The sequence below is a fragment of the Bacillus sp. FSL K6-6038 genome (assembly GCF_038050455.1).
GTDB lineage: Bacteria > Bacillota > Bacilli > Bacillales > Bacillaceae_G > Bacillus_A > Bacillus_A pseudomycoides.
In genome coordinates this window covers 561,390-585,300 of sequence record NZ_JBBOUH010000001.1, presented here as the reverse complement: position 1 = coordinate 585,300, position 23,911 = coordinate 561,390, and the positions used below count along the sequence as shown (strand labels likewise).

The window sequence follows — 23,911 nt, the reverse complement described above, 5'->3', positions numbered from 1 at the left end:
CACTCTTTCTCATTTTCACCACACTATTGACGGTCAGTAAGACCCCCACTGACTAAAATTTTACCTTATTTTTTCTCTAATCCTTGTCCAAATGCTTTTAAAAAGCTAAATCCAAAAGTAATGGCTCTGTTAATATCCGGGTCTTTTAATACTTTAAAGAAGTCCATAACCTTTGTTTTCTTACCCTTTTTTAATTCGTCTGTTGCAAATTGTAATCCTGTAACTAAACTCGATGTCACCTGTTTTGTTACTTCTGGATCAACAGAAGATAGCGCTTCTCCTGCCCCCATCATATTATTTAATGCATTTTTTACCGGTTCACGATTTAATTGCTCAACAGCAATTTTAGAAACATCTTCTTTTGCAGCAAGCAAACTAATTGCTGCATCTAATATGCCAGCTTGTTGCAACTGTGCTAACAATTGCATCGTCTCTTCTACCGCTTCACGATTCTCAGCTAATTGGGTTAGCAGTTCATCTGATAACTGTTGTTTCTTTTCTGCTTCTGTAATGACCTTTTTCTGAATCAATGTAATTTCTTTTGCCACGTTCTTCGCCCCCTAGTTCTGATCCACAAGTGATACGTACTGCTTTCTCTGCCATTTCTGCTGAATTTCAACACCATTTTGCGGATGACGCTTTTTATCTCTTGGGTTTGAAGCAGGAAGTGGACGATTTCCTTTTTCACGTAGTACACGCATTTTCACCATCGTTTGTTTATAAGCCGGTGTACACGTATATAGGTCTGTCGCTGTTCCTGTTAAAATATTAATCGCTTCTTCATTTACTGTCGCATGCATCGGTAAATATAACTCGTTTCCAGTCACACGATCTGTAATAAGTGCCTGTACTTTGATTTTCCCAAACGGTGATGTCAGTTCTACAAGGCCACCATCTTTCACATTCCGCTCAGTAGCAAGCTCAGGTGAAATCTCAACAAACACCTCAGAAATTTTGGATAGAATCCCCACTGATTTATTTGTCATATTTCCTTCATGGAAATGTTCTAACATGCGACCATTATTTAATAATAAATCGTAGTCTTCTGGCGCTACAACTGGCGGCACCCATTCATCTAGTGAAAGACGGGCTTTTTTATCAGGGAAATTAAAACCATCGACATATAATAACGGTGTATCACTACCGTCATGACTTCCCCAGCATAAACTGTTCCATCCTTCTAAACGATCATATGTTGCTTGTGAATAGAGCGGCGCAAGTGATGCAATTTCATCCATAATTTCACTTGGGTTCTCATAATTCCAATCCCCACCAAGTACACGTGCTACTTTTTGTAAAATCCACCAGTCTGGTTTAGAATCACCAAGCGGTTTCATAACTTCATATAAACGTTGAATACGGCGCTCTGTATTTGTAAATGTTCCCTCTTTTTCTAAACTTGGTGCTGCTGGTAAAATAACATCCGCAAAGCGCGCTGTTTTTGATAAGAACATATCTTGAACAACAAGGAAATCAAGATTTGCTAAAATATGCTGTACATGATTTGCATTTGAATCTACTAAAGCCATTTCTTCTCCCATAACATACATACCACGCAATTTTCCTTCTTCTGCTGCAAGTAGCATCGCAATGTTATTTAGCCCTGGCTCTTTCGGAATCGTAGTTCCATATGCTTTTTCAAATTTCGCACGCATTGCATCATCCGATACCGCTTGATAACCTGGAAGCCAGTTTGGTAATGTTGCCATATCACAAGCACCTTGTACATTATTATGTCCGCGGAGTGGATATGCACCTGCACCCGGGCGACGATAGTTACCTGTTACAAGAAGTAAGTTTGAAATCGCTGCAGATGTTGTACTTCCTCCTGTATTTTGTGTAACACCCATACCCCAAAGTATACAAGTACCATCTGCTTCATATACCATACGAGCCATTTCTTTTAATGTATCTTTAGAAATACCTGTAATACTTTCCGTATAATCAAGTGTATATTTTTCTAACATCTTGCTATATTCATCAAAATTCTTCACATTTTCATCTAAGAATTTTTTATCATGCCAATCTTGATCAATAATATATTTTGTTACACCAGCAAGCCATACATAGTCAGTTCCTTGGCGCGGATGAACAAACAAATCAGCACGCTCTGCCATTTCATGTTTGCGAAGGTCCGCTACAATTAGTTTTTGTTCATGCAATTTGTGAGCACGTTTTACACGTGTTGCAAGTACTGGATGTCCCTCTGTCGGGTTTGCACCGACAACAATGACTAGTCCTGCCTCAGCAATATCTTTCACTGTCCCAGCGTCACCGCCCATACCAACAGTTTTAAATAAACCATCTGTTGCTGGCGATTGACAGTAACGAGAACAGTTATCCACATTATTTGTTCCATATATTTGACGAGCTAACTTTTGCATTAAATAGTTTTCTTCATTTGTTACTTTTGAAGAAGAGATAAAGCCAAATGCATCACTACCATGTTCCGATTTAATATGTTGCATATTGGACGCAACAACTTCTAATGCTTCTTCCCATGATGCTTCAACGAACATATCCCCTTGACGAATCAAAGGCTTCGTAATACGGTCTTCACTGTTTACAAAGTCCCATCCGAACTTTCCTTTCACACATGTAGAAATTCCGTTTACTGGTGCGTCTGATACAGGTTGTACTTTTAAAATTTGACGATCCTTCGTCCACACTTCAAACGAACAGCCTACACCGCAAAATGTACAAACTGTTTTCGTCTTATTAATCTTCGTTGCACGCATTGCAGATTCAACTTCTGAAACTGCTAAAATACTACTATATCCAGGTTCTACATCCTTTACAAAATCAATCATTGGGTCTAAAACATTTGGTTTCAATCCAGTCATGAATCCAGCTTCCCCAAGCATAGATTTTTCCATTAATGCGTTACAAGGGCAAACTGTTACACATTGTCCGCAACTAACACAAGAGGAATCGTTAATACTCACCCCATTATCCCAAATAACACGCGGACGATCTAAACTCCAATCAATCGATAATGTTTCGTTTACTTGTAAATTCTGACATACTTCTACACATTGTCCACAAGCAATACATTGATTGGGATCGTAACGATAAAATGGATGAGTCATATCCACTTCTTTTGCACTAACTTTCGGTTCATATGGATATTTCTGTTCTTCAATTCCCATCATATGTACCGTATTATGGACTTTACAGTTCCCGTTATTATTATCACATACTGTACAATACAATAAATGATTCTCTAATATTCGATCCATCGCTTCCGTTTGTGCTTCTTTTGCGCGCGCTGATTGTCTTTCGATATGCATACCATTTTCTAATTTCGTTGAACAAGCACGCATTAATTTTCCATCCACTTCTACAATACATGTATCACAAGTTTGAATTGGATCAACCTCTGGTACGTGACAAATTTGTGGGTGCTCTAAATTACTTTCGTTAAATAATTGCAGTATCGTCTTTTCACCAGATGAAAGAAATTCCTTTCCATCTACGGTTACACGAACCGTTTGTTCTGCCATAGTTTCCCCTCTCCTTACAACTAACTGTACAATATAGTTTTGAATCCGTTTTCAAAACTATATTGCTGTACATTTTTTGAAACGCTCTGTTGAAATCCTATCTTAGAAGTCGATTCTTGATGCTATAAGGTATACTACAAAAGCCTAAAATGACACTATTCTACTACTCTATTATATCTCACATATACAATAATCACCAAATAATCTTCTGATAATATAGATAACGGATGCTTTTATATTTTCAATGTTTTATGATGAATAGGAAGAAAAATACATACGAAGGGGAAAATAGTATGGAGCCTGTCCAAGAAACATATAAAATGATACGTTATCAAGGAGGAGCCTTTTCCGAACGAGAAGATGAAGTTGTTACAGAATCCCCTGTAACAATTAAATTAAACGGAGAAGAATATGTAACAGTTGTATGCACTCCAAATTATATTGAAGATATGATAATAGGTTTTTTAATTTCTGAAGGAATTATTGCTTCTTATGAGAACATTGATGAGTTATGGATACAGAAAGACAAAGGGGTTGCTCATGTAAAAACATCACAAATCAATCCACTCTATCAAACGCTATATAACAAACGATATGTCACTTCTTGTTGCGGCAAAAGTAGACAAGGGTTTGTTTTTGTAAACGATGCAGCAAAAGCAAAAACTTTACATGATATACATGTAACAATTACTCCAGAAGAATGCTTTCATTTAATGAGCACCTTACAGCAATCTTCTACTACGTTTCGTCAAACAGGCGGGGTTCATAATACCGCCCTGTGCGATCGAAATACCGTTCTCATATCAAGAATGGATATTGGAAGACATAACGCATTAGATAAAATATATGGTCATTGTTTACGTAATAACATATCTGTCAAAGGAAAAATCATCGCATTTAGCGGTCGTATTTCATCTGAAATTTTACTCAAAGTTTCTAAAATCGGTTGCGAAATTGTTCTTTCTAAATCAGCTCCCACAAAATTAGCATTACAGCTCGCTCATGATTTAGGCATTACTGTAGTTGGGTTTATTCGTAATGACTCCTGTAATATTTATACTCATCCAGAACGAGTTGAAGGATATATACCAGAAACAAAATGATTCCTGCTAAAGGGATCGTTTTTTAGTTATAAAAATGGAATATATTTATTTGTTGAATAGTTAATAAAGTTAATATATAATTTCATTACATAAAGTGAATTACTAAAAAACAAATGAAGACACCTGTCTTCCTCGCATATATCTTCTTATTCTTTTACAAATTAAGAAAGAATACGTACAGAATATGTTTATGAATACACAGTAGATGTTCTATCAATATAATCATCAGACCCTTACGGATTACAAATTTCTTCTTTAAATATTAAAGCAGATTATTTATTTTCCTATAAAGCAGGATAAACTGAGGAGGTTACAGCTATGGAAATTCGTTTATTAACAAAAGAGGATGCAAAAATTTATTTAAAAGTGTGTATGGAAGGATTAACACAAAATCCAGAAGCCTTTAGTTCCTCTTATGAAGATGTATTAAAACATGAGGATCCTGTTGCTGCAATGGTAAAACGGTTAGATAACCCTAATAAATATACAATTGGTGTCTTTAAAGATAATGATTTAATTGGAATTGCTACATTAGAAACAAAGTCATTTATTAAACAAGAACATAAAGCAAAAATCGGCTCTGTTTATGTCTCTCCAAAAGCTCGTGGTCTTGGAGCTGGACGTGCATTAATAAAAGCTATTATTGAAAATGCATATAAACTACATGTTGAACAGCTCATGCTTGATGTTGTTATGGGAAATGAAGCTGCGAAAAAATTATACGAATCGCTTGGCTTCCAAACGTATGGCGTACAAGAACGTGCCTTAAAGCACAATGGACAGTATTGGGATGAAGAACATATGGTTTTATTTTTAAATGACTAATTGTATAGCATCAATTTATATAAAAAACACCTTTCGATAAAGGTGTTTTTTCTTACAACAATGTAATGTTCCCGTCATCTTATTGAATGGTTCTATTCCCTCCTCTTCGCTATACTAAAAGTACGAAATCACAACAAAAAGACATGAGAGATGAAAAAATAATAGAAGTAATAGAATGAAATCAGTAATTGGAGGAATAACAGATATGAAACAGCACAAACATCTTATTTTGTTCATTTTTGGTACAATAATCGTCACTTCAGGATTAGCAATTCTTCCTTGGTTTATTGTATAAAGCTTCTATCATTTTTTGATTCCTTCCTATACAAAAATCCCCTGTACATAGCATACAGGGGATTTTTACGTACAAATAAAAAAGCTCATTGTTTCTCAAAATGAAACAATGAGCCTTTACATCTATTATAGAATTCCGAAAAATTTATTAGCACACGTCACAATAATTAGCATAGATACGGCAATACACATCACAATAGCATTGCGCTCTTGTTTATCTTTTTGTAAACGTTCTTCTTTTTTACTCACGTGTATAGTCCCCTTTATAACAATAAAAAAAGTGTGAGATAGGAGATTTTCCTTATCCGATGCGAGGTGAATACGAAATTCCTCACTATCTCACATACACAATAGAATGGAATTGTCATTTTATAAATAAAATGACATGACGTTATGTCGCAACATAGGGTATTTTGTGTCGCTACGCTTTCTATTATAAAAAAGAGTTGTGCAAAAGTAGTGCATTTTTTATGTCAATTGCCTTAGTAGAAAAAATACACTACAATTCAATCACGTAAACAGAGTTTTTTATTATTTTCATGTAAACTATACAAAGTAGAATGAATGTTTTGAGGTGCACAAGACTATGATTAAAATCTTATTAGTAGACGATGAAGAACGCATGTTGCGATTGTTAGATTTATTTTTGAGCCCACGTGGTTATTTTTGTATGAAAGCCAATTCAGGTATAGAAGCTCTTGAACTAATTCAACAAAAGAACTTCGATATCATTTTATTAGATGTGATGATGCCCAATATGGATGGATGGGATACATGTTATCAAATCCGTCAAATCAGCAATGTTCCAATCATAATGTTAACAGCTCGTAATCAAAACTACGATATGGTAAAAGGACTTACAATGGGAGCCGATGATTATATTACAAAACCTTTTGACGAACAAGTACTAGTTGCACGAATTGAAGCTGTACTGCGCCGAACAAAAAAGGATGGTTTTATAAGCTTCAATGGCATTGAATGGGATAAAACAAAACATACTGTTACTGTTTACAGCGAGAAAATTCCCCTTACACCTATCGAGTTTTCATTACTAGGACTGTTTTTACAAAATACAAACCGAGCTTATAGCCGTGATGATTTAATTGAAAAAATATGGGGTTATCAAACAGATATTGAATATCGTACTGTTGACTCACATATTCGCAATATCCGTGATAAATTACGAAAAAAAGACTTTCCTGTTGAAAAATACTTAGAGACTATCTATAAAGTGGGATATAAGTGGAAAAGCGAATGAAAATAATAATGCGAAACTTTTCTAAGTGGGACATGACTCACCTCACACTTAGAATTAGTTAAACAACACGTGATAAAACTTTGGTCAGTGGTGAGATTTCTTCCGCTGGCCATTAATGTGAAATAAAGGTATGGTGAAAAAATGAACAAACTTTCGCTCAAAATTGGTACATATTTCTTAATATTAGCTTTATGTATTGAAACAATTGCCTTTGTATCTTGTCATACAAGTCTGGCGAACATGCGTATCGAGGAAGAAAAATCCGCCCTTTTAGAAAAAGGAAAGCGCTATAGTAACTTTATTTCAAGACGTTATGGGCCACGAGCTTTTGAACATGCTGCAGCAATGGAATCACATTCTAATTCAGATACAAAGTTAGTCATAACAGACACTAATGGGCAAATCCTTTCCTCTTCTGATCCGGTAACACAAGAAATGAAAAAGCAACTTGCTTCCAAAATAAACTGTACTTCAATAGATGGAACTTTGGTTGAGAAAAATTGGAAAACATCGAAATTTATTTCAACAGCAACGCCAATTATCATTCATAGACAAATAGCTGGGTATGTACATATGTTTTTAGATACAGCCTTCTTAGAAAAAATGATTCTTCGTTTAACACGTCAATTTATTATTATTGGTATACTAACTCTTATTTTAACAACCATTTCTGTATTTATCTTTTCTCGTGTCATTACCGATCCTCTTATTAAAATGAAACGTGCAACAGAAAAAATGTTAAAGCTGAATAAACCAATTAAATTAGGAATTAAACGCAATGATGAACTCGGTAGTTTAGCAACAACAATTGAAGAATTATCCAGTGAATTAGCCTACATGAAAAAAGAAAGAAATGAATTTCTTGCAAGTGTAGCACACGAACTGCTCACACCACTCACGTATATGAAAGGTTATGCGAAAGTTGCTAAAAGAGATTCTTTATCTAAAGAAGAACGTGAAGAATACCTACAAATTATCGAAGATGAAACCGATAGTGTAACAGGACTCGTTCAAGATTTATTCGATCTTGTTCAGCTAGAACAACATCAATTTATTATAAAAAAACAAAAAGTTCCACTCTTGCCTTTTCTAGAGCGCATGATTGAAAAAACAAAAACTACACTTGCTAAAAAACAAATGAAAATTAAGTTCTACTGTGTAGATAACCTCGATGTATGTATGGATGAACGCCGAATGGAACAAGTTATGCTAAATTTATTACACAACGCCTATCAGCATTCTTATGAACAATCAATTATTACTGTACACGCATCACAAAATGAGAATACTTTTTCTATAAGTGTGCAAGATGAAGGAGAAGGTATTCCACAGGAAGATATTCCACATATTTTTGATCGTTTTTATCGAGTTGATAAATCAAGAACTCGAGCTACAGGGGGGAAAGGAATCGGTCTAGCTGTTGCAAAAGAAATTGTTGAATTACACAGCGGCTCCATTCAAGTAAAAAGTAAGTTAAGAATTGGAACTGAATTTATTATTGAATTACCAATTGAATAATATGTACGTTAAATCACCAGTAGTGTCTTTACTTCAAAACTGCTGGTGATATTATATTAATAGCCAATATTTATTCGCAAATCATTAGTAAACACATTAAAATACTACTAGTACGAGCTGACCTTTTGAAATTATTCTTATTTCAATATAAAATGTAAATACAACTGTGAAAGGTTCGGAGGGTGATACGATTGGAAATCCATGTATTAACAAAACAAGAGGCAGAAATTTACTTAGAACTTCGTGTAGAAGGATTAAAACAAAATCCAGAGGCTTTTAGTTCTTCTTATGAAGATATTATTAATAAAGAATGCCCGATTGAGTATAAAGCACAGAAATTAGCACAAGATGAAAACTATACACTAGGTGCATTTAATGACGATAAATTAATCGGGGTTGCAACCTTGGAAACGAAACCATACGTGAAACAAGAGCATAAAGCAAAAATCGGCTCAGTATATGTATCTCCAAAAGCACGTGGACTTGGAGCAGGAAAATCCCTCATTAAAGAGTGTATTGAACTTGCAAAAACATTAGAAGTAGAACAAGTTATGCTTGATGTTGTTGTCGGAAACGATGGTGCAAAAAAACTTTACGAATCATTAGGATTTAAAACATTTGGTGTACAAGAGCGCTCTTTAAAATATAACGGCCAGTACTGGGATGAAGAGCATATGGTTTTATTCTTAGATGAAGAAAACTAATAAAAAAATCCTCAAGTATATGAGGATTTTTTTATTACCATTTTACATTGCAAACCACGCATTATATAACAACTGAATTGCCTCTTCAATCTCTGCCTCTGATAAAATAGCAAACCCAAGTAAAACTGTATTTTTTGAAGTAGTCCCTTCTTTATAGTACATAGAAACTGGATATACTTTTATACTATTTTCAGCTGCTCTTTTTATTAATTCTTCTTCTAACATTTTATTGTGAACCTTTAATAAGATATGTAAGCCAGAATCTTCTCCGATTACTTCCACCTTATTAGAAAAGTACCTTTCTATCGCTGAGACAAGAGCATCTCTCTTTTTCCGATAAACGACTCGCATCTTATGAATATGTTTTTCCCAATATCCTTCATTTAAAAACCTTCTAATGATTTCTTGATCGATTCTTGAAACACTTTGTGTATAAAATAAATATTGTGTTTGATACAACTCAATTAGCTGTTTAGGCAGCACCATGTAGCTCATACGTAATGATGGAAGCAATGCTTTTGAAAATGTTCCCATATAAATTACATTTCCCTCTGTATCAAGCCCTTGCAATGCTGGAATCGGCTTTCCAGAGTAACGAAACTCACTATCATAATCATCTTCGATAATATAACGTCCACGCTCCCCTTGTGCCCATTGTAATAGTTGCATCCTTCTTTTAATTGGCATAATCATTCCACACGGAAATTGATGAGATGGAGTAACGAACACAACATTTGCATTACTACCTTCTAAATCTGAAATACAAATCCCATCCTCATCAAGCGAGAGCATCTGAACATTTTCTTCTCCTTTCTCAAAGGTAACCAATTTCCGGTGATATCCTGGATTTTCAACTGCAAAATGACTTCCCTTTAGCAGCTGAAACAACATTCTTATTAAAAATTGTGTTCCGGCCCCTATTACAATTTGACTTGCTGAACATCTCACACCTCTTGATTCATATAAATATTTCGCCATCTCTTCACGCAAACTCGCTTCACCTTGGGGATGGCCAAGAAAGAGTAGATCCTTATTTTCTAGTTGCCATACCTCGTTTGAAATCTTCCGATAAACCGAGAATGGAAATGCATTTACATCTACACCTGTTTGTGTAAAATCATATTTATATTTCTGTTCCCTATGCAGTACTTCCTTAACAACTTCTCTTTTTTTCACTGTATATATCATTTGTTCAATTTCACATACAAAATACCCCTTACGTGAAACTGATTCAATATATCCTTCTGCAAGAAGCTGTTCATATGCCGATTCCACTGTATTTTTACTTACCTCTAAATGCGCCGCTAACTTTCTTTTTGCTGGGAGCTTCGTCAAAGGAGGGATTTTTCCACTTCTTATTTCTGCTTTTATATACTCGTATAACTGTACATACAGTGGGATTTTTTCCTCCATATTCAAATTTGGTGTTAATTCTAACATGAAATCTGACCCCTTTATAAAATGAATTATTGATACTTTTTATAGTACCAGAAGTTATATATAATTCCTTCTATCATGTAAATTTTAAAAAATCAATCTTAGAAAGGAGCATCATGATGATGAACAATAACAGACGACTCGGTCTCATTATGATTATTACAGGAGCTACTTTATGGGGAGTATCAGGTCCGATGATTCAGTGGCTTTTTCAACATACTAAGGTATCATCTATCGATTTTTTAGTAATTCGCCTATTGCTTGCTGGGGTCTTTATTTTATGTTTCTTACTTACCAAAAAACAAAATATATTTCGTATTTGGCAACACCCACGCCATCTTTTACAACTTATCATTTTCTCTATTCTTGGGATGCTTGGCGCACAGTATGCTTTTATCGAAACAGTGCATATTAGCAACGCTGTTACTGCTACTCTATTTCAATTTTTAGGGCCAGTTCTCATTACTATTTATGTTGCAGTGCAACATAAAAAGCTTCCTTCCATTATGCAAGTATTGGCAATTGTCTCTGCCCTGACAGGAACATACTTTATCATTACAAATGGATCCGCCCAAAATATTGTCTTATCGAAAGAAGCGATTTTATTTGGTCTGTTAACAGCAATTGGTTTTGCCTTTTACACGCTGCACCCAGCTTCCCTTATTAAACAATGGGGGACGACTCTTATTATTGGCTGGGGTATGTTAATCGGGGGTCTTGCACTATTTATTTGTAATCTCTCCTTCGAATGGAAACAACTTTCACAAACCTTTACATTGCAAACATTCTCTATGCTAATTCTAATCATTGTAAGTGGAACACTTTCTTTCCTTCTTTACATTGGTAGTCTAAAATATTTATCAGCAACAGAGACAAGTATTTTATCTAGTATTGAACCGCTTGTAGCAGCCATTGTTTCCATCACTTGGCTAAAAGAATCTTTCGGAGCATACCAATTACTAGGCGGTGTGTGTATCGTCATTGCTGTTATTTTCTTAACAATGCCAGAAAAAGATGCAGAGCCTACATTTACAACTGAACAAATATAGTACAAAATGTCAAAAGAGGTCATACTAAACTTATGACCTCTTTTTATGAATTAAAAGGAATTGTCCTGTCTTCTAGCAAATACAATTACACTAACTATGAAAAATAGGAGTGTGGCAAGATGAAAAAAATTGGAACCGTGCTACTTTTCTCCTGTATCATCACTGGCTGTACCTCACTAGGGCAAAATTCCAAGGAACCGATAAAAGAAATAACCGAAATCTCTAAACCTCAAACTAACGCACCCACCTTTTTTCACCTTAGTGTCTTAAAGGATGTTTACTGGCAAGAAAGCCCTTCCTTTGTAGAAGGAAAGATGCCGTTAAAAGGCATTGAAGGAAAGATTGCAATTGCAGATAGTACTTTCATTGCCAATGAGAAAAATAAACAGATGTGGTTCTTCCTCGATCCACAAATGCCATCTGGTAAACTATCTATTATTGCTCTAAAACAAGGATCTACAACACCCACTCCCGTACTCTTTCCAGATGAAGCTTCCGAACAGACTTGGACTACTCCTACTCCCATTCATTCAAATACAGAAGAACTACCTCTTCTTATGTCACTGCCTTCCCCCGGATTATGGGTATTAAATGTATATATTGATGAGAAATATTATGAGCAAATTGTTATTCATGTAGAAAAGAGTGACAAAGCTTAATTTCTTCCTTACAACAATGTAATTCTTATGTCATCTACTTCGATAGTTGTATCTCCCTCTCTCTCTTATACTAAAAATAAGAAATGCAACAACAAACAAGGAGAGATGAGAGATGAAAAAAGTGATGGATGTTGTAGTGGCAGTGGTAGAGGTTTTCGTAAATGGAAAGCAAGTTGCAATGGAGTTGAATAAATAATGCAGAGCGAAATATTTATTACTAATCATATAAAACAATAAGCGGGAGTACGATTTCTTTATTGTTTTGATCTCTTATCTCACTAAAAAAGCAGCGCCCTTCTAAGAAGATGGCACTGCTTTTTTATTATTATTTTAAATAACTTGGCATTTTTGTAATTTGCGCTACTCCTGATTCAATTGCTGCTTTTGCTACTGCAGCTGCAACACTTGGGACAACTCTTTTATCTAGCGGATTCGGAATTACATAGTTTTCATTACGTTCTTCATCAGTAATGATGTTAGCGATCCCATATGCTGCAGCTAATTTCATTTCCTCTGTAACATCTGTTGCACGTACATCTAATGCCCCACGGAATATACCAGGAAATGCCAACACGTTATTTACTTGGTTTGGATAATCAGAACGCCCTGTTCCAACTACAACAGCACCAGCCTTTAGTGCATCCTCTGGGTATATTTCTGGGATTGGATTCGCCATTGCAAACACAATTGGTTTTTCACTCATTGTCTGTACAAGTTCTGTGGTTAACACATTAGGAGCAGATACACCGATAAAAATGTCTGCTTCATGAATCGCTTCTTTTAATGTTCCACGTATATATTCGCGATTTGTTTTCTTTGCAATCTCTATTTGTGCCGGATTCATCCATGATTCACCCTCACAAACAATTCCTTCTAAACTTACTAATGTAATATGCTGCGCTCCAGCTTGTAACAGTAATTTAGCAATTGCTATCCCTGCCGAACCAGCACCATTAATGACAATTTTCACTGCATCCATCTGTTTGTTTACAACTTTTAACGCATTAATAACCGCAGCTAAAACAACAATTGCTGTTCCATGTTGGTCATCATGAAACACCGGAATATTTGTTTCTTCTTTTAAGCGCTTTTCAATTTCAAAACAGCGCGGCGCTGCAATATCTTCTAAATTAATACCTGCAAATGTAGGTTCTAAGTTTTTAACAATGGTTACGATTTCATCTACATCAGTCGTTCCAAGACAAAGCGGAAATGCATCTACATTCGCAAACTTTTTAAATAAAATACTTTTTCCTTCCATAACAGGCATAGCTGCTTTCGGGCCAATATCACCTAATCCAAGTACTGCTGTTCCATCCGAAACAACTGCAACCATATTACCGCGCGCTGTATAGTCATAAGCTGTTTCTTCATCTGCAGCGATCGCTTTACAAGACTCAGCCACTCCTGGTGTATATGTCAAACTTAAATCATCTGCTGAATTTACTTCTACTTTACTTGTAATTTCAATTTTCCCTACCAATTCTTTATGAAGTAATAATGAACGTTCATTAATTTGACTTTCTAACATATAAATAAGCTCCTCCTAATTTGACAAGCTAGCTACGTTTTTACATAGCTAGCTTGTATGATAATAATTTACGAAAACATTTTTAATAAAATTGTTGCTGTTACGACCATTGCAGCACCGCCCAAACGCGTGGAAATTTGCGCAAATGGCATTAATTCCATACGATTTGAAGCTGATAAAATCGCAACGTCTCCAGTTCCGCCTAATCCGCTATGGCATCCTGTTACAATCGCAGATTCAACTGGGTACATTTTCATGACTTTCCCAACAAGGAAACCAGTCGTTATCATTGTTAATACTACTGATGCACACACCACAACATATCCAACTGAAAGAACAGCTGCTACATCTTTTAATGGGATATATAACAATCCTAAACCAACCATTAATGGCCACGTTAAGCTTGTCGAAATAAATTTATATAAGTGATATGCACCTTGCTCCATTTTTGCTGGCATTAATTTAAAGTATTTTACAAGTGCTGCTGAAAAGATCATAATGATTGCCCCTGGAATACCAATAAATTTAGAAGCAAATCCACCGAAAATAAAGAACGTACATGCAATTAATAAACCTGCTCCCATTAATGAGAAGTCAATTGGTTTTTCTGTATTTTGTTCTTTTAATAATTCATCTTGATCACCTGTTTTTACCAATGCACCATTACCGCTAAGCTCTGGTTTTTTCTCACCTAAGCGCTTCATGTATCCAGCGCTTACAATCGCAAACATATTTCCGATAACCGCTGCTGGCACAAGCTGAGATACAAATGTTGCTGATGATTGATTTAAAATGTCACTGTAAGCTAAGGAAAGTGGTAAAATACCTTCTCCGATACCACCGCTCACAATTGGTACAATGATAAAGAAGAACGTTCGCTTCATTTCAAATCCAAATAATGATCCAACTAATAATCCAACTGCAATAGAAGCAATTGTTCCTACAACTAACGGAATAAACATACGAACAAACCCTTGTACTAACACTTTACGGTTCATTCCTAAAACACTTCCGACTACTAAACAAGAAATATATAAATATAAAAAGTTCGACTTTTTCATTAGCATCGTCGCTGCTTCCATTGAAGCTGGATTCATCCAATTAAAAAACACTAGTAAAGATGGAATAAATAATGAAAGAATTGCTGGTCCACCAATATTTTTTAAAATCGGAATCCTCATCCCAATATCACCTAAGAAAATCCCCATGATCATAATGACTGCAAATCCACCAATCATATCAGCAGGTAATTTGTTATATACAGATGCTCCATAAATAATAGCTGCTAATACGATATATAACGGTAAAGGTATAACACCAATTTTAATATTCATAATTTTTGAAACAAAAGACTTTTGTTCCACCTCTGTTGTTTCCACGGGTGATACCGCTTCCACTTTTTTTTGAATCCCCATATAGGCACCTCCTTATATTCTTATCTACAATATTAAAACGCTTTCAATAGTAAAAATAGTTTTTGTAAGTTTTGTAATTAGTTTTGTAATTAAAAAAAGTATAAGCGGCTTATATAAGCCGCTTATACATACAAACGTATTTTGTTTTCATCGATGCATCGTAATTTACTTACTGGTCTCCCCACATGTTGATAAACCATTTCATTTTCTAAAACCCCAATTTCAGTTAAGAACATTACATACTTTCGAATAGACACCCTTGAAATTCCAACTAATTGAGCCATTTCATCTGTTGTAAATGCTTGTCCATGAAGTGATTCTATTTGCTTCCAAATTAACTGTAATGTTTGTCTTGTTAGCCCTTTTGGCAGCTCTTTATTCACATAAGTTTCTACTTTTTCTTTTTGTAAAATCAACGTATCTAATTCAGACTGGCTAATTTTTTGCTGTTCTTTCATAAAGATAAATTTTTCTCGATATGCGGTTAATGCTTCCTTAAACCTTTCAAATGTAAATGGTTTAATTAAATAATCAACAACCCCATATTGAAGTGCTTTTTTAATACTTCCCATATCATGCACAGCTGAAATCATGATAACATCAATTTCTTTTTCTTGATTCCGAATATGCAGTAGCAATTCAAATCCTGTATCAACAGGCATAAAAATATCAAGCAATATGAAATCTATAGACGATTCCTTTAATATCTCTACTGCTTCTTTCACAGAATTAGCTATATGAACAAGTTCAAACCCTCCTACTTGCTCTAAATAATGCTTATTTAACATCGCTACCATTGGATCATCTTCTACAATCAAAACTTTGATCATATCCCTATCTCATCCCTACTTTTGTATGGTATTTCAATGGTTATAGTCGTTCCCTTCCCTAACAAAGACTCTACCTGTATATCCCCATTTATTCGCTTTAAACTATCCTTTACAAGATACAAACCATATCCTCGATTTTCTCCTTTTGAGGAATACCCTTTGACAAATAATTTGTCAATTTCTTCTTGCCGGATTCCAACTCCTGTATCTTTAACTGTGATAATCATCTTATCATGATATTGAATAGAAATATCTACTCGCTTATATTGACAATTTATCACCGCATCTAATGCATTATCAATTAAATTTCCTACAATTGTAATGAGTTCATGAATAATACTTTCATCATATGGCTCTGGTAAGTAAGAATTTTCGCTTACAATGAGTTGTATACTCTTTTCCCTTGCGTAACTAAGTTTACCAAGCATAAATCCTGCAAATACAGGATTTTTTATTTTTCGCATCACACCACCAATTTCATATTGATGCTCCGAGACCATGTTACTAATATAGGTCTCTAATTGTTCATAATGCTTCATATGTGTAAGCCCTAATACAACATGCATCTTATTCATAAACTCATGAGATTGTGCCCTGAGCGCTTCTGCATAAAGTTGAATATCCGTTAATTGTTCTGCTAATTGCCTAATCTCTGTTTTATCACGAAATGTTGCAATAGCACCAACAATTTCTCCTTTAACATATAAAGGAACTCTATTTGTAACAATGGTAATTCCATAAAGATTTTGTTCCTCATACAATTGTGCTTTCCCCGTTTGTAACACTTCTTTTATACATGAGTTGGGCATATACTTCTCAACATCTTTACCAATAAAATCTTCTTCGAGACCACTTTTCTTAAATAACCGTTTCGCTTCGTTATTAATTAAAGTAACTCTCGCATCTTTATCGACAGCAATAATTCCTTCTTTAACAGATTGTAACATCGTATTCCGTTCTTCTAAAATTTTTGCGATTTCGCTAGGTTCAAGATCAAATAAAATTTTCTTAATATGTCTAGCTAATAAAATAGCACCTATAATTCCAACTAAGATTCCAACACCGACACCGATATAAATAATGTATCTACTCTCTTTTATCCTCTCATGCACATTATCAGCTGAAATTCCGACAGCAACAACCCCCATTTGTTCTCTCGTTTCAGAAAAAACAGGTACAAACACTCGCATAGAGATTCCCAATGTTCCTTCTGCCATTGATACATGCTCTTTTCCTTTTAAGGCTATCCCTTCATCCCCCCCTACAAAGTGATGGCCGATTTTTTGAGGATCTGGGTGAGATTTGCGAATGCCATTCATATCCATGACCACGATAAATTGAACATCTGTATTTTTTAACAACCGATTTGTATACGTTTGAATTTCAGATATATCTTTTCTTCCTGCTAAAGCATCAATTACAAGTGGTGAATTTGCTACAATACGCGCGATTGTTTTTGCTTTTTCAGCTTGACTTTCTTCCGTCGTACGTTCGACATTATGACTAATTAATATATCTGTTACAAGTAAAGAAAGTAAAATAACAGTACATACCAGCAACGTAATCGTTTTCCATAAACTTAACAATTTTTTTCTTTTTCTCATCCCTTTATTGTCTCCCTTATTTCTTCTTTACTACACGCGAAATCTATCTTACTTATTCTTTTTTATGAATACAACGTTTTTTAATACAACTGAACTTTAATCATGCCTCAGCAAACGGGATTTTACGAGGATTTTATCTCCCACCTATTTTCTTTGTTTTTACTGAATCTTGAGATGAGAATATTACCGTTCGCAAACAGTAAAATAATAAATGGTAGCGATTTTTGCAAACGAGAAATATTCATCATTGTTTTTCTCTCCTATCTCCCGATGTATAACTAAACAAAAACAAGAGAAATTCAGTATAAAAAATTATGCTGAATTCCTCTTGTTTTTGTTAAATATAATCATCACTTTCTCTTCTTAACTCCATTTCTGTCCCATTCACTTTGAATTTTGCACATAACTAATAGCTTGACTCCCCATCTGTATCCATGCCTGTTCAAAGCTTTCGCGTGGAACACTTACACTTGCAGTATCACTAAGCGGATCATGAATATAAACTAACTCCTTATCATAACCAATAAGAAGAATACAATGTTCATTGTACGTAATAGAGACATTACCTGCATCTGTTTCCCATGTATCAAATTCATTTTCATCCAAAGGAGCATATGTTGCATTTGTAATCATAACAACTGGCTTGCCCTCTTTTACAGTTTTATAAATTTCATTTATATTTTCACCTGTTAAATCAACAACTTGATTTGGTAAGTATTTATTTGCTAACTGAAAAAGCGGTTCATGATACACACCATATCCTGATTCAGAAAAAGTATAAATATTCCCTACAAACCCTTCATGTGGATTACCGCGTACACCATCATTTGAAAAGGCAACTTTCTGTATTTCATCTGCCAACGTCATCTTACCTACTGAAACACCTGCGTACTGTAACATCATGGCTAAGCTAGTTACTTCGCAGCCTCTATCTAACTCTGGTAACTGCTGGATAAAAGGTACATTTTGCAATAATACTTTTTCTTCATCTGCATTCCCCAGCGTCTTTTTCTTTTTTGCTTGCGCAACTGGAGTGACAAGCTGATTCTTACCGCTTTCCTTTTGAACAAATTTGTTTGAGACGATTCTCTTTACATTTTCTACACGTTTAGTAACAGGCATTATGCCGCTCCGTTTCATATATACACTACAGATAAATATCCCTAATACAATCAAACATATATACACCTTCCACTTTCGCTTCATTCTTCTATCTTCACGTCCTTTTTAATTCGTTAAATACGAATAAAATGCATCCGCATCTGTTTGAACCATAGGTAAAAAGACAAGTTCTTTTCCCTTTTCAGGTTGTTCCTTTTTTATTTTCTCTGTTAACTGTTGAATATTTGTATTTGTACTATCTATGCCAAGCTCGTCTGCAATTTGTATTACTTTCTGCTCATTTATTTCTCTTAGCACTTGGTAAATATCTTTACCATATAAATCAATATGAAGTTCTTTTGCTTCGGCCTGAATTTTCCCCTCGTATACTTCTTGTGCCAAATCTTCTATACCTTTTCCTTTTTGCGAAATCCCTAGCTGTTTCGCTTCTTCCTTTACTTTCGTTCCATAAATCTCAGTTGCAATCTCTTCTATTTCTTTTCCTTTGGTTGAAACCCCAAGTTTATCTGCTTCATCATTGATCTTGATTGTATTAATTTGATTTATTAAATCCACAATAGATGTATCATCTATTATTATTCCTAAATTCGCTGCTTCTTTTTTTACTTTGGTTTCATAGATTTCTTCTGAAAGAGCCCCCACATCTTTTCCCTCAGTAGGAATCCCTAGCTGTTTTGCTTCCTGATCAACTTCAGTTTCATGAATTTCTTTTTCTACTGTGATTTGTTCTTTACCATCCGTTTCAATTCCTAGTTTTTTTGCTTTTTCCTCTGTATGTGCCACATGTATTTTCCCATCATTTAGTTGTTCTTTACTGCGCTGAACAAAGTCCGTTTTTCCTTTTGACATCATAGAAGAGGATGCGCCTCCCATTACGCTTAAACTCAACATTCCAATAACAAATAATGACACTATCTTTTTCTTTTCCAAATTTCATCTCCCCTTTACATTTCTTACACTGTGATTTTCTTCTGATGCTTCCTCTTCCATTTTCCCCACATTATCGTAAAAGATATGCTCAATTCGGTTCCTATTAAAATTACCCATGAACATAACTATCTAGCTATCCTCAAAAAGAATACAAAGTGATTACTTTTTCTCTCTTTTGTCCTTCTCATTCTGTGTAAACTCTATTATTAAAAATATTTCTTAACTTTCCCTTAACAAAAAGACGACCTTGTAAAAACAAGATCGTCTCCAATTTCTTTATATTCTTTGATTTTTAGGTAAAATCACTTCAAAACAAGTACCTTCATTCATTTTACTCTCTACTTTTATTTTCCCATGATGCTTTTCTACAATCCAGCTGGCAATTGAAAGACCTAAACCAGCACCTTCTGCCTTCGTTCTTGCCTTATCTCCTTGATAAAAACGGTCAAATAACTTTGGAATCTCTTCTTCTTTTATTCCAATTCCATTGTCTTTTACCTGAATCGTAATTGAACTATTGGTTTGCATGCATGCTACTTGAATCGTTCCGCCCACATCAGTATATTTCATCGCATTGTCTAATAAAATTACCACCATTTGATGAATTCGTTCTCTATCACCAATAAAAGATACTTTAGATTCGATTTCCAATGTCATCTTTTTCTCTTGATACGCAGCAATTTCTGTATAAGGATCTACTACTTCCGTTAATAATTCATCTAATGCAAATTCCTTTTTATACATTTCAATTTGATTCGAATCCGAACGAGCTAATAATAATAAATTAGCAACAAGCTTCGATAACCTTCTACACTCCTTTGAAATTGTAGAAATATCAATTGCCTTTTCCTCTATCGTGGCGGAAGGAGACTGAAATAATACATCCGTTTTAGATTGAATGACCGCTAGTGGTGTTCTTAATTCATGAGATGCATCAGAAACAAACTGTTGTTGCTTTTCCCAAGAATTACGAATTGGTACAAGAGCTTTTCCAGCTAAGAAAAATCCCATCCCAATTGCACATAAACTTCCTATACTGCATCCAATTATAATAATTAATAATAATGTGTGGAGCATCTCTTTTTCGGCTGTTGTTTCGCGTAATATTTGAAATGTCACTTTTTCTCCAGATACCAAATCTATTTGAAACGCCCATGTTCGAAAGCTTTTTCTTTCTACCTCTATATCATGAAACCCTCCAAATTTTTTCGGAAATAACGTAGATTGATTTTCTTCCCAAAAATTAGGACCTCGAAATTTTGGTTCCATATCTATCAACTGATTCTTTTCGTTCCATTTCAATACGAGAATCCGTGAATCTCCAATGCGTAAATCTTTATTTAAACCAAACTGTTTTTGCATCGATCTATTATTCTTTGTCTGCTTAACAATAAAATTCCTTATAGAATCATCTATCCCTTTATAAATTCGATCGTGTGTATATGAATAAATAACGCTTCCCAATATGCCAATTAATATAATAAACACTAATGAATTTAACACGGTAAGTTGAATGCGGGTTCTTTGAAACATACTCTTATTTTTCATTTTTCTTTTAACATATACCCAATCCCGCGAACGGTTTGAATATCTTTTTGATAACCAAATGGCTCCAACTTTTTTCGTAAATGATGAACATACACTTCAACAATGGCTACCGTTGTATCTGAATCGAATCCCCAAACGCGATCAAAGATTTGTTCACGCATTAAAATCTTTCCACTATTTTGAATGAGGTACTCTAAAAGTTCATATTGCTTTAATGTTAATTTAATTGCTTCTCCACCCACTTGAATATCCTTGTCCTTTCCGAACAACTCGATTCCACGGTAGTTAATGGTTTGCTTTGTTGTTAAATTACCACTTCTTCGTAATAAAGCTCGAATTCTCGCTTTCAGCTCGGGAGCTTGAAATGGCTTTATTAAATAATCATCCCCTCCAAAATCTAATCCTTTCACACGGTCTTCCAAAGAATCTTTAGCAGTCAAAAACAAGACAGGTGTTTCAATTTTGTCATTCCGTATTCTTTGAATTACTTCAAAACCATCTATCACCGGTAACATCACATCAAGAAGTATTACATCATAAATATTTTGTAACGCCAAAAATAAACCATCTTCTCCATTCATTGCTGTATCAACTTCAAACTCATCACATAAAATTTGTGTAATTGATTCCAATAAAGGTGCATTATCTTCTACAACTAATAAGCGCATACCACTTTCTCACCTTTCATCAAATATAAAGTGAAACTTTAATCGGTGGTGATTTTCTTCATCCCTCACTGATTATTAGTAGCCCGCGAATAGCGGGATAAATAATTACTGTTACCATTTTTCATAATAACAAAAGAGAGCAGCACAACATACTTATCCTTACTTCCAAACGATTTCCAGGCTTGTATCCGAACACTTCACCTTGCCTTGCTTCCTCTAAATCCTACGTACTTATAATAATTATATATCATTGTCTATGTAGACCTGTCATAACATGAATCATTTTCTCGCTTATTTACCATCCGTTTATATATGTACTTTATTATGAAAGCTATTCCTTAACTTTCCCTTAACAAAAGAAGTTTCAAAAAGGAGAATTTGTACCCTTACAACACTGTAATCCTCATGTCACCTAATTCGATAGTTACAAGACTTGCTACCCGCTATACTTAAAGTAAGAAATGAGACAACAAGCAAAGGAAAGATAAGAAAGCCGTATCTTTTTTACAGATACGGCTTTCTTTTATTTTTGATTTGTACGGTTCGAAATACTAATTGCCCGATTTGTTGTTTTTGCTGCTTCATCTAATGCTTCTTTACTATTTTTCCCATCATACATTGCTTCTAGCGCTTTTACAACTGCATCGCGGGATTCAGGAAATACACTAATAAGTGCACCTTGTGTTGCAACAGATGGTTTTGTTGCTTGTAACTGTTCTACCGTTACTTTTAACTGTGGATATTTTTCATATTGTTGTTTTACTAAAGGCTCATTATATGCATCTGGGTTAATAGAGAAATAACCTGTTTCCGTATGCCATTTTGCTTGTACATCTGCTTTTGTTAAATATTTCATAAAGTTCCAAGCACCTTTTTGTGTTTCTTCTGCGACCATATTCGTCATCCATAGTGATGCACCGCCAATAACAACTCCGTTTTGTTTCACATCTTCTGGATATGGGATATATGCTACTCCTACATTAAATTTAGACGAATCAATCACATTACGAACACCTGCTGAAGAATCTAAATACATCGCAACTTGTCCAGATTGGAATGCGGCACGAACATCATCCCAACTCGCCCCATACTTTCCTAATGTACCAGCTTTATTCAGTTCATCTAATAAACCAAATACTTTTTGTCCCTCTTTTCCGTTAAATACAGCTTTTTTCGCTGCACCTTTACGCCCATTTTCTTTATCAACATATAACCCACCTTGTGTTGCCAAAAGCTCTTCAAAGAACCATCCGTAATTTAACATTGAAAAACCGTACTGTTTTACGCTTTCGCCTTCTTTAACAGTTAATTTTTTTGCTGCTTCTTTTAATTCAGCGTATGTTTTCGGTGCTTTTTCCGGATCGAGCCCCACTTTTGTAAAGGCATCTTTATTATAAATTAATACTGGTGTAGATGAATTAAATGGCATGGAATACATTTTCCCATCAACTGAATAGTAATTCGTAATCGCTTTTTCTAATTTCGATGTATCATATTTATCCTTTTTAATCCAGCTATCAATCGGTGTAATCTTTTTACTATCAATCATATATCTCGTTGTAATTTCGCTAGATTGAACGAGAGCTGGTGATTCTTTTGAAGCTGTTATATTTTTAAACTTCGTTAAAGATTCTTCATAGGAACCTTGAAATTCAGCTTTCACCTCATATTTATTTTGTGACTTATTATAATCTGCAACAATTCCATCTAACACACCTTGCGTTTTTCCACCCATTGCATGCCAAAAGCGAATAACTGTTTTATCTCCATTCTTTTCTGCGGGAGCTACTTTTTCCTTTGCTTCAGATTTCCCCTCTGTTTTACTACTTGAACAAGCTGCAGCTGATAAAGCCATCGTTACTGCCATTATAATAACAGCACCTTTTTTCCAAAATCTCATCTCAATCCCACCT

The 23,911-nt window shown here is 34.8% G+C and carries 20 protein-coding genes; 7 read left to right on the top strand and 13 right to left on the bottom strand.

Going from position 1 to position 23,911, the window contains the following annotated elements:
* Positions 1–65 precede the first annotated feature (65 nt).
* Both NSQ40_RS03025 and fdhF read right to left on the bottom strand, forming a co-directional pair.
* Positions 66–548 carry a DUF1641 domain-containing protein gene (locus NSQ40_RS03025; RefSeq protein ID WP_003194949.1) on the bottom strand — a complete coding sequence of 161 codons (483 nt, stop codon included), beginning with the start codon at positions 546–548 and terminating at the stop codon, positions 66–68.
* Between the two features lie 12 nt (positions 549–560).
* Positions 561–3,503, bottom strand: a complete 2,943-nt coding sequence (gene fdhF, locus NSQ40_RS03020; protein ID WP_003194950.1) for a formate dehydrogenase subunit alpha — start codon at positions 3,501–3,503, stop codon at positions 561–563.
* A 293-nt stretch (positions 3,504–3,796) separates the two neighbouring features.
* Between fdhF and fdhD the strand changes: the two genes are divergently transcribed.
* Positions 3,797–4,606: a formate dehydrogenase accessory sulfurtransferase FdhD gene (gene fdhD, locus NSQ40_RS03015; RefSeq protein WP_018765589.1), complete on the top strand. Its 810-nt coding sequence runs from the start codon at positions 3,797–3,799 to the stop codon at positions 4,604–4,606.
* Positions 4,607–4,924: 318 nt separating this feature from the next.
* Positions 4,925–5,431, top strand: coding sequence for a GNAT family N-acetyltransferase (locus NSQ40_RS03010; protein WP_258248433.1), 507 nt, complete (start codon positions 4,925–4,927; stop codon positions 5,429–5,431).
* A gap of 420 nt (positions 5,432–5,851) precedes the next feature.
* Here NSQ40_RS03010 and NSQ40_RS03005 read toward each other — a convergent pair whose 3' ends face one another.
* Positions 5,852–5,974 carry a hypothetical protein gene (locus NSQ40_RS03005; protein WP_003194959.1) on the bottom strand — a complete coding sequence of 41 codons (123 nt, stop codon included), beginning with the start codon at positions 5,972–5,974 and terminating at the stop codon, positions 5,852–5,854.
* Positions 5,975–6,311: 337 nt separating this feature from the next.
* On the opposite strand from NSQ40_RS03005, the gene NSQ40_RS03000 reads away from it, so the two are divergent.
* From NSQ40_RS03000 to NSQ40_RS02990, 3 genes are all read left to right on the top strand, one after another.
* Positions 6,312–6,983 (top strand): response regulator transcription factor, encoded by a 672-nt coding sequence (locus NSQ40_RS03000; protein ID WP_003194961.1) that lies wholly within the window; start codon positions 6,312–6,314, stop codon positions 6,981–6,983.
* A 141-nt stretch (positions 6,984–7,124) separates the two neighbouring features.
* Positions 7,125–8,501 (top strand): HAMP domain-containing sensor histidine kinase, encoded by a 1,377-nt coding sequence (locus tag NSQ40_RS02995; protein WP_003194963.1) that lies wholly within the window; start codon positions 7,125–7,127, stop codon positions 8,499–8,501.
* Between the two features lie 191 nt (positions 8,502–8,692).
* Complete coding sequence (locus tag NSQ40_RS02990) at positions 8,693–9,205, top strand: GNAT family N-acetyltransferase (RefSeq protein WP_003194966.1); 513 nt, start codon at positions 8,693–8,695, stop codon at positions 9,203–9,205.
* Between the two features lie 42 nt (positions 9,206–9,247).
* On the opposite strand, the gene pdxR is transcribed toward NSQ40_RS02990, so the two are convergent.
* Positions 9,248–10,645 (bottom strand): MocR-like pyridoxine biosynthesis transcription factor PdxR, encoded by a 1,398-nt coding sequence (pdxR, locus tag NSQ40_RS02985; protein WP_098609622.1) that lies wholly within the window; start codon positions 10,643–10,645, stop codon positions 9,248–9,250.
* Positions 10,646–10,764: 119 nt separating this feature from the next.
* On the opposite strand from pdxR, the gene NSQ40_RS02980 reads away from it, so the two are divergent.
* Together NSQ40_RS02980 and NSQ40_RS02975 are read left to right on the top strand one after the other, a co-directional pair.
* A complete protein-coding gene (locus tag NSQ40_RS02980) occupies positions 10,765–11,691 on the top strand; it encodes a DMT family transporter (protein WP_097786929.1) in 927 nt (308 codons plus the stop codon).
* Between the two features lie 119 nt (positions 11,692–11,810).
* Positions 11,811–12,350 (top strand): DUF4871 domain-containing protein, encoded by a 540-nt coding sequence (locus NSQ40_RS02975; protein ID WP_018765594.1) that lies wholly within the window; start codon positions 11,811–11,813, stop codon positions 12,348–12,350.
* A gap of 325 nt (positions 12,351–12,675) precedes the next feature.
* Here the strand turns inward: NSQ40_RS02975 and NSQ40_RS02970 are convergent, their stop codons facing one another.
* From NSQ40_RS02970 to NSQ40_RS02930, 9 genes are all read right to left on the bottom strand, one after another.
* Positions 12,676–13,881, bottom strand: a complete 1,206-nt coding sequence (locus NSQ40_RS02970; protein WP_003194973.1) for an NAD(P)-dependent malic enzyme — start codon at positions 13,879–13,881, stop codon at positions 12,676–12,678.
* Between the two features lie 68 nt (positions 13,882–13,949).
* Positions 13,950–15,296, bottom strand: coding sequence for a 2-hydroxycarboxylate transporter family protein (locus NSQ40_RS02965; RefSeq protein WP_003194975.1), 1,347 nt, complete (start codon positions 15,294–15,296; stop codon positions 13,950–13,952).
* 122 nt (positions 15,297–15,418) lie between these two features.
* Positions 15,419–16,126, bottom strand: a complete 708-nt coding sequence (locus NSQ40_RS02960; RefSeq protein WP_018765595.1) for a response regulator — start codon at positions 16,124–16,126, stop codon at positions 15,419–15,421.
* Positions 16,123–17,730: a sensor histidine kinase gene (locus NSQ40_RS02955; RefSeq protein ID WP_003194978.1), complete on the bottom strand. Its 1,608-nt coding sequence runs from the start codon at positions 17,728–17,730 to the stop codon at positions 16,123–16,125. Before NSQ40_RS02955 ends, NSQ40_RS02960 begins: the two co-directional genes overlap by 4 nt.
* Before the next feature lie 384 nt (positions 17,731–18,114).
* Positions 18,115–18,936, bottom strand: coding sequence for a C39 family peptidase (locus NSQ40_RS02950; protein ID WP_141521859.1), 822 nt, complete (start codon positions 18,934–18,936; stop codon positions 18,115–18,117).
* Positions 18,937–18,957: 21 nt separating this feature from the next.
* A complete protein-coding gene (locus tag NSQ40_RS02945; protein WP_050775690.1) occupies positions 18,958–19,743 on the bottom strand; it encodes a hypothetical protein in 786 nt (261 codons plus the stop codon).
* A gap of 315 nt (positions 19,744–20,058) precedes the next feature.
* Positions 20,059–21,330, bottom strand: a complete 1,272-nt coding sequence (locus NSQ40_RS02940) for a sensor histidine kinase (protein ID WP_033795867.1) — start codon at positions 21,328–21,330, stop codon at positions 20,059–20,061.
* On the bottom strand, positions 21,327–21,998 hold the full coding sequence (locus tag NSQ40_RS02935; protein WP_258248432.1) for a response regulator transcription factor: 672 nt from the start codon (positions 21,996–21,998) through the stop codon (positions 21,327–21,329). The genes NSQ40_RS02940 and NSQ40_RS02935 overlap by 4 nt, the downstream gene beginning before the upstream one ends.
* Positions 21,999–22,521: 523 nt before the next feature.
* Positions 22,522–23,898: an ABC transporter substrate-binding protein gene (locus NSQ40_RS02930; protein ID WP_098716136.1), complete on the bottom strand. Its 1,377-nt coding sequence runs from the start codon at positions 23,896–23,898 to the stop codon at positions 22,522–22,524.
* Positions 23,899–23,911 lie beyond the last annotated feature (13 nt).

Bases quoted from the DNA above. Each gene is read 5' to 3' on its own strand.
- NSQ40_RS02950 (WP_141521859.1), bottom strand. From the start codon at position 18,936: ATGAAGCGAAAGTGGAAGGTGTATATATGTTTGATTGTATTAGGGATA.
- NSQ40_RS03010 (WP_258248433.1), top strand. From the start codon at position 4,925: ATGGAAATTCGTTTATTAACAAAAGAGGATGCAAAAATTTATTTAAAA.
- NSQ40_RS02965 (WP_003194975.1), bottom strand. From the start codon at position 15,296: ATGGGGATTCAAAAAAAAGTGGAAGCGGTATCACCCGTGGAAACAACA.
- NSQ40_RS02940 (WP_033795867.1), bottom strand. From the start codon at position 21,330: ATGAAAAATAAGAGTATGTTTCAAAGAACCCGCATTCAACTTACCGTG.
- NSQ40_RS03000 (WP_003194961.1), top strand. From the start codon at position 6,312: ATGATTAAAATCTTATTAGTAGACGATGAAGAACGCATGTTGCGATTG.
- NSQ40_RS02960 (WP_018765595.1), bottom strand. From the start codon at position 16,126: ATGATCAAAGTTTTGATTGTAGAAGATGATCCAATGGTAGCGATGTTA.
- NSQ40_RS02970 (WP_003194973.1), bottom strand. From the start codon at position 13,881: ATGTTAGAAAGTCAAATTAATGAACGTTCATTATTACTTCATAAAGAA.
- NSQ40_RS02945 (WP_050775690.1), bottom strand. From the start codon at position 19,743: ATGTTGAGTTTAAGCGTAATGGGAGGCGCATCCTCTTCTATGATGTCA.
- NSQ40_RS02935 (WP_258248432.1), bottom strand. From the start codon at position 21,998: ATGCGCTTATTAGTTGTAGAAGATAATGCACCTTTATTGGAATCAATT.
- NSQ40_RS02975 (WP_018765594.1), top strand. From the start codon at position 11,811: ATGAAAAAAATTGGAACCGTGCTACTTTTCTCCTGTATCATCACTGGC.
- NSQ40_RS02930 (WP_098716136.1), bottom strand. From the start codon at position 23,898: ATGAGATTTTGGAAAAAAGGTGCTGTTATTATAATGGCAGTAACGATG.
- NSQ40_RS02955 (WP_003194978.1), bottom strand. From the start codon at position 17,730: ATGAGAAAAAGAAAAAAATTGTTAAGTTTATGGAAAACGATTACGTTG.
- NSQ40_RS02980 (WP_097786929.1), top strand. From the start codon at position 10,765: ATGAACAATAACAGACGACTCGGTCTCATTATGATTATTACAGGAGCT.
- fdhF (WP_003194950.1), bottom strand. From the start codon at position 3,503: ATGGCAGAACAAACGGTTCGTGTAACCGTAGATGGAAAGGAATTTCTT.
- pdxR (WP_098609622.1), bottom strand. From the start codon at position 10,645: ATGTTAGAATTAACACCAAATTTGAATATGGAGGAAAAAATCCCACTG.
- fdhD (WP_018765589.1), top strand. From the start codon at position 3,797: ATGGAGCCTGTCCAAGAAACATATAAAATGATACGTTATCAAGGAGGA.
- NSQ40_RS02995 (WP_003194963.1), top strand. From the start codon at position 7,125: ATGAACAAACTTTCGCTCAAAATTGGTACATATTTCTTAATATTAGCT.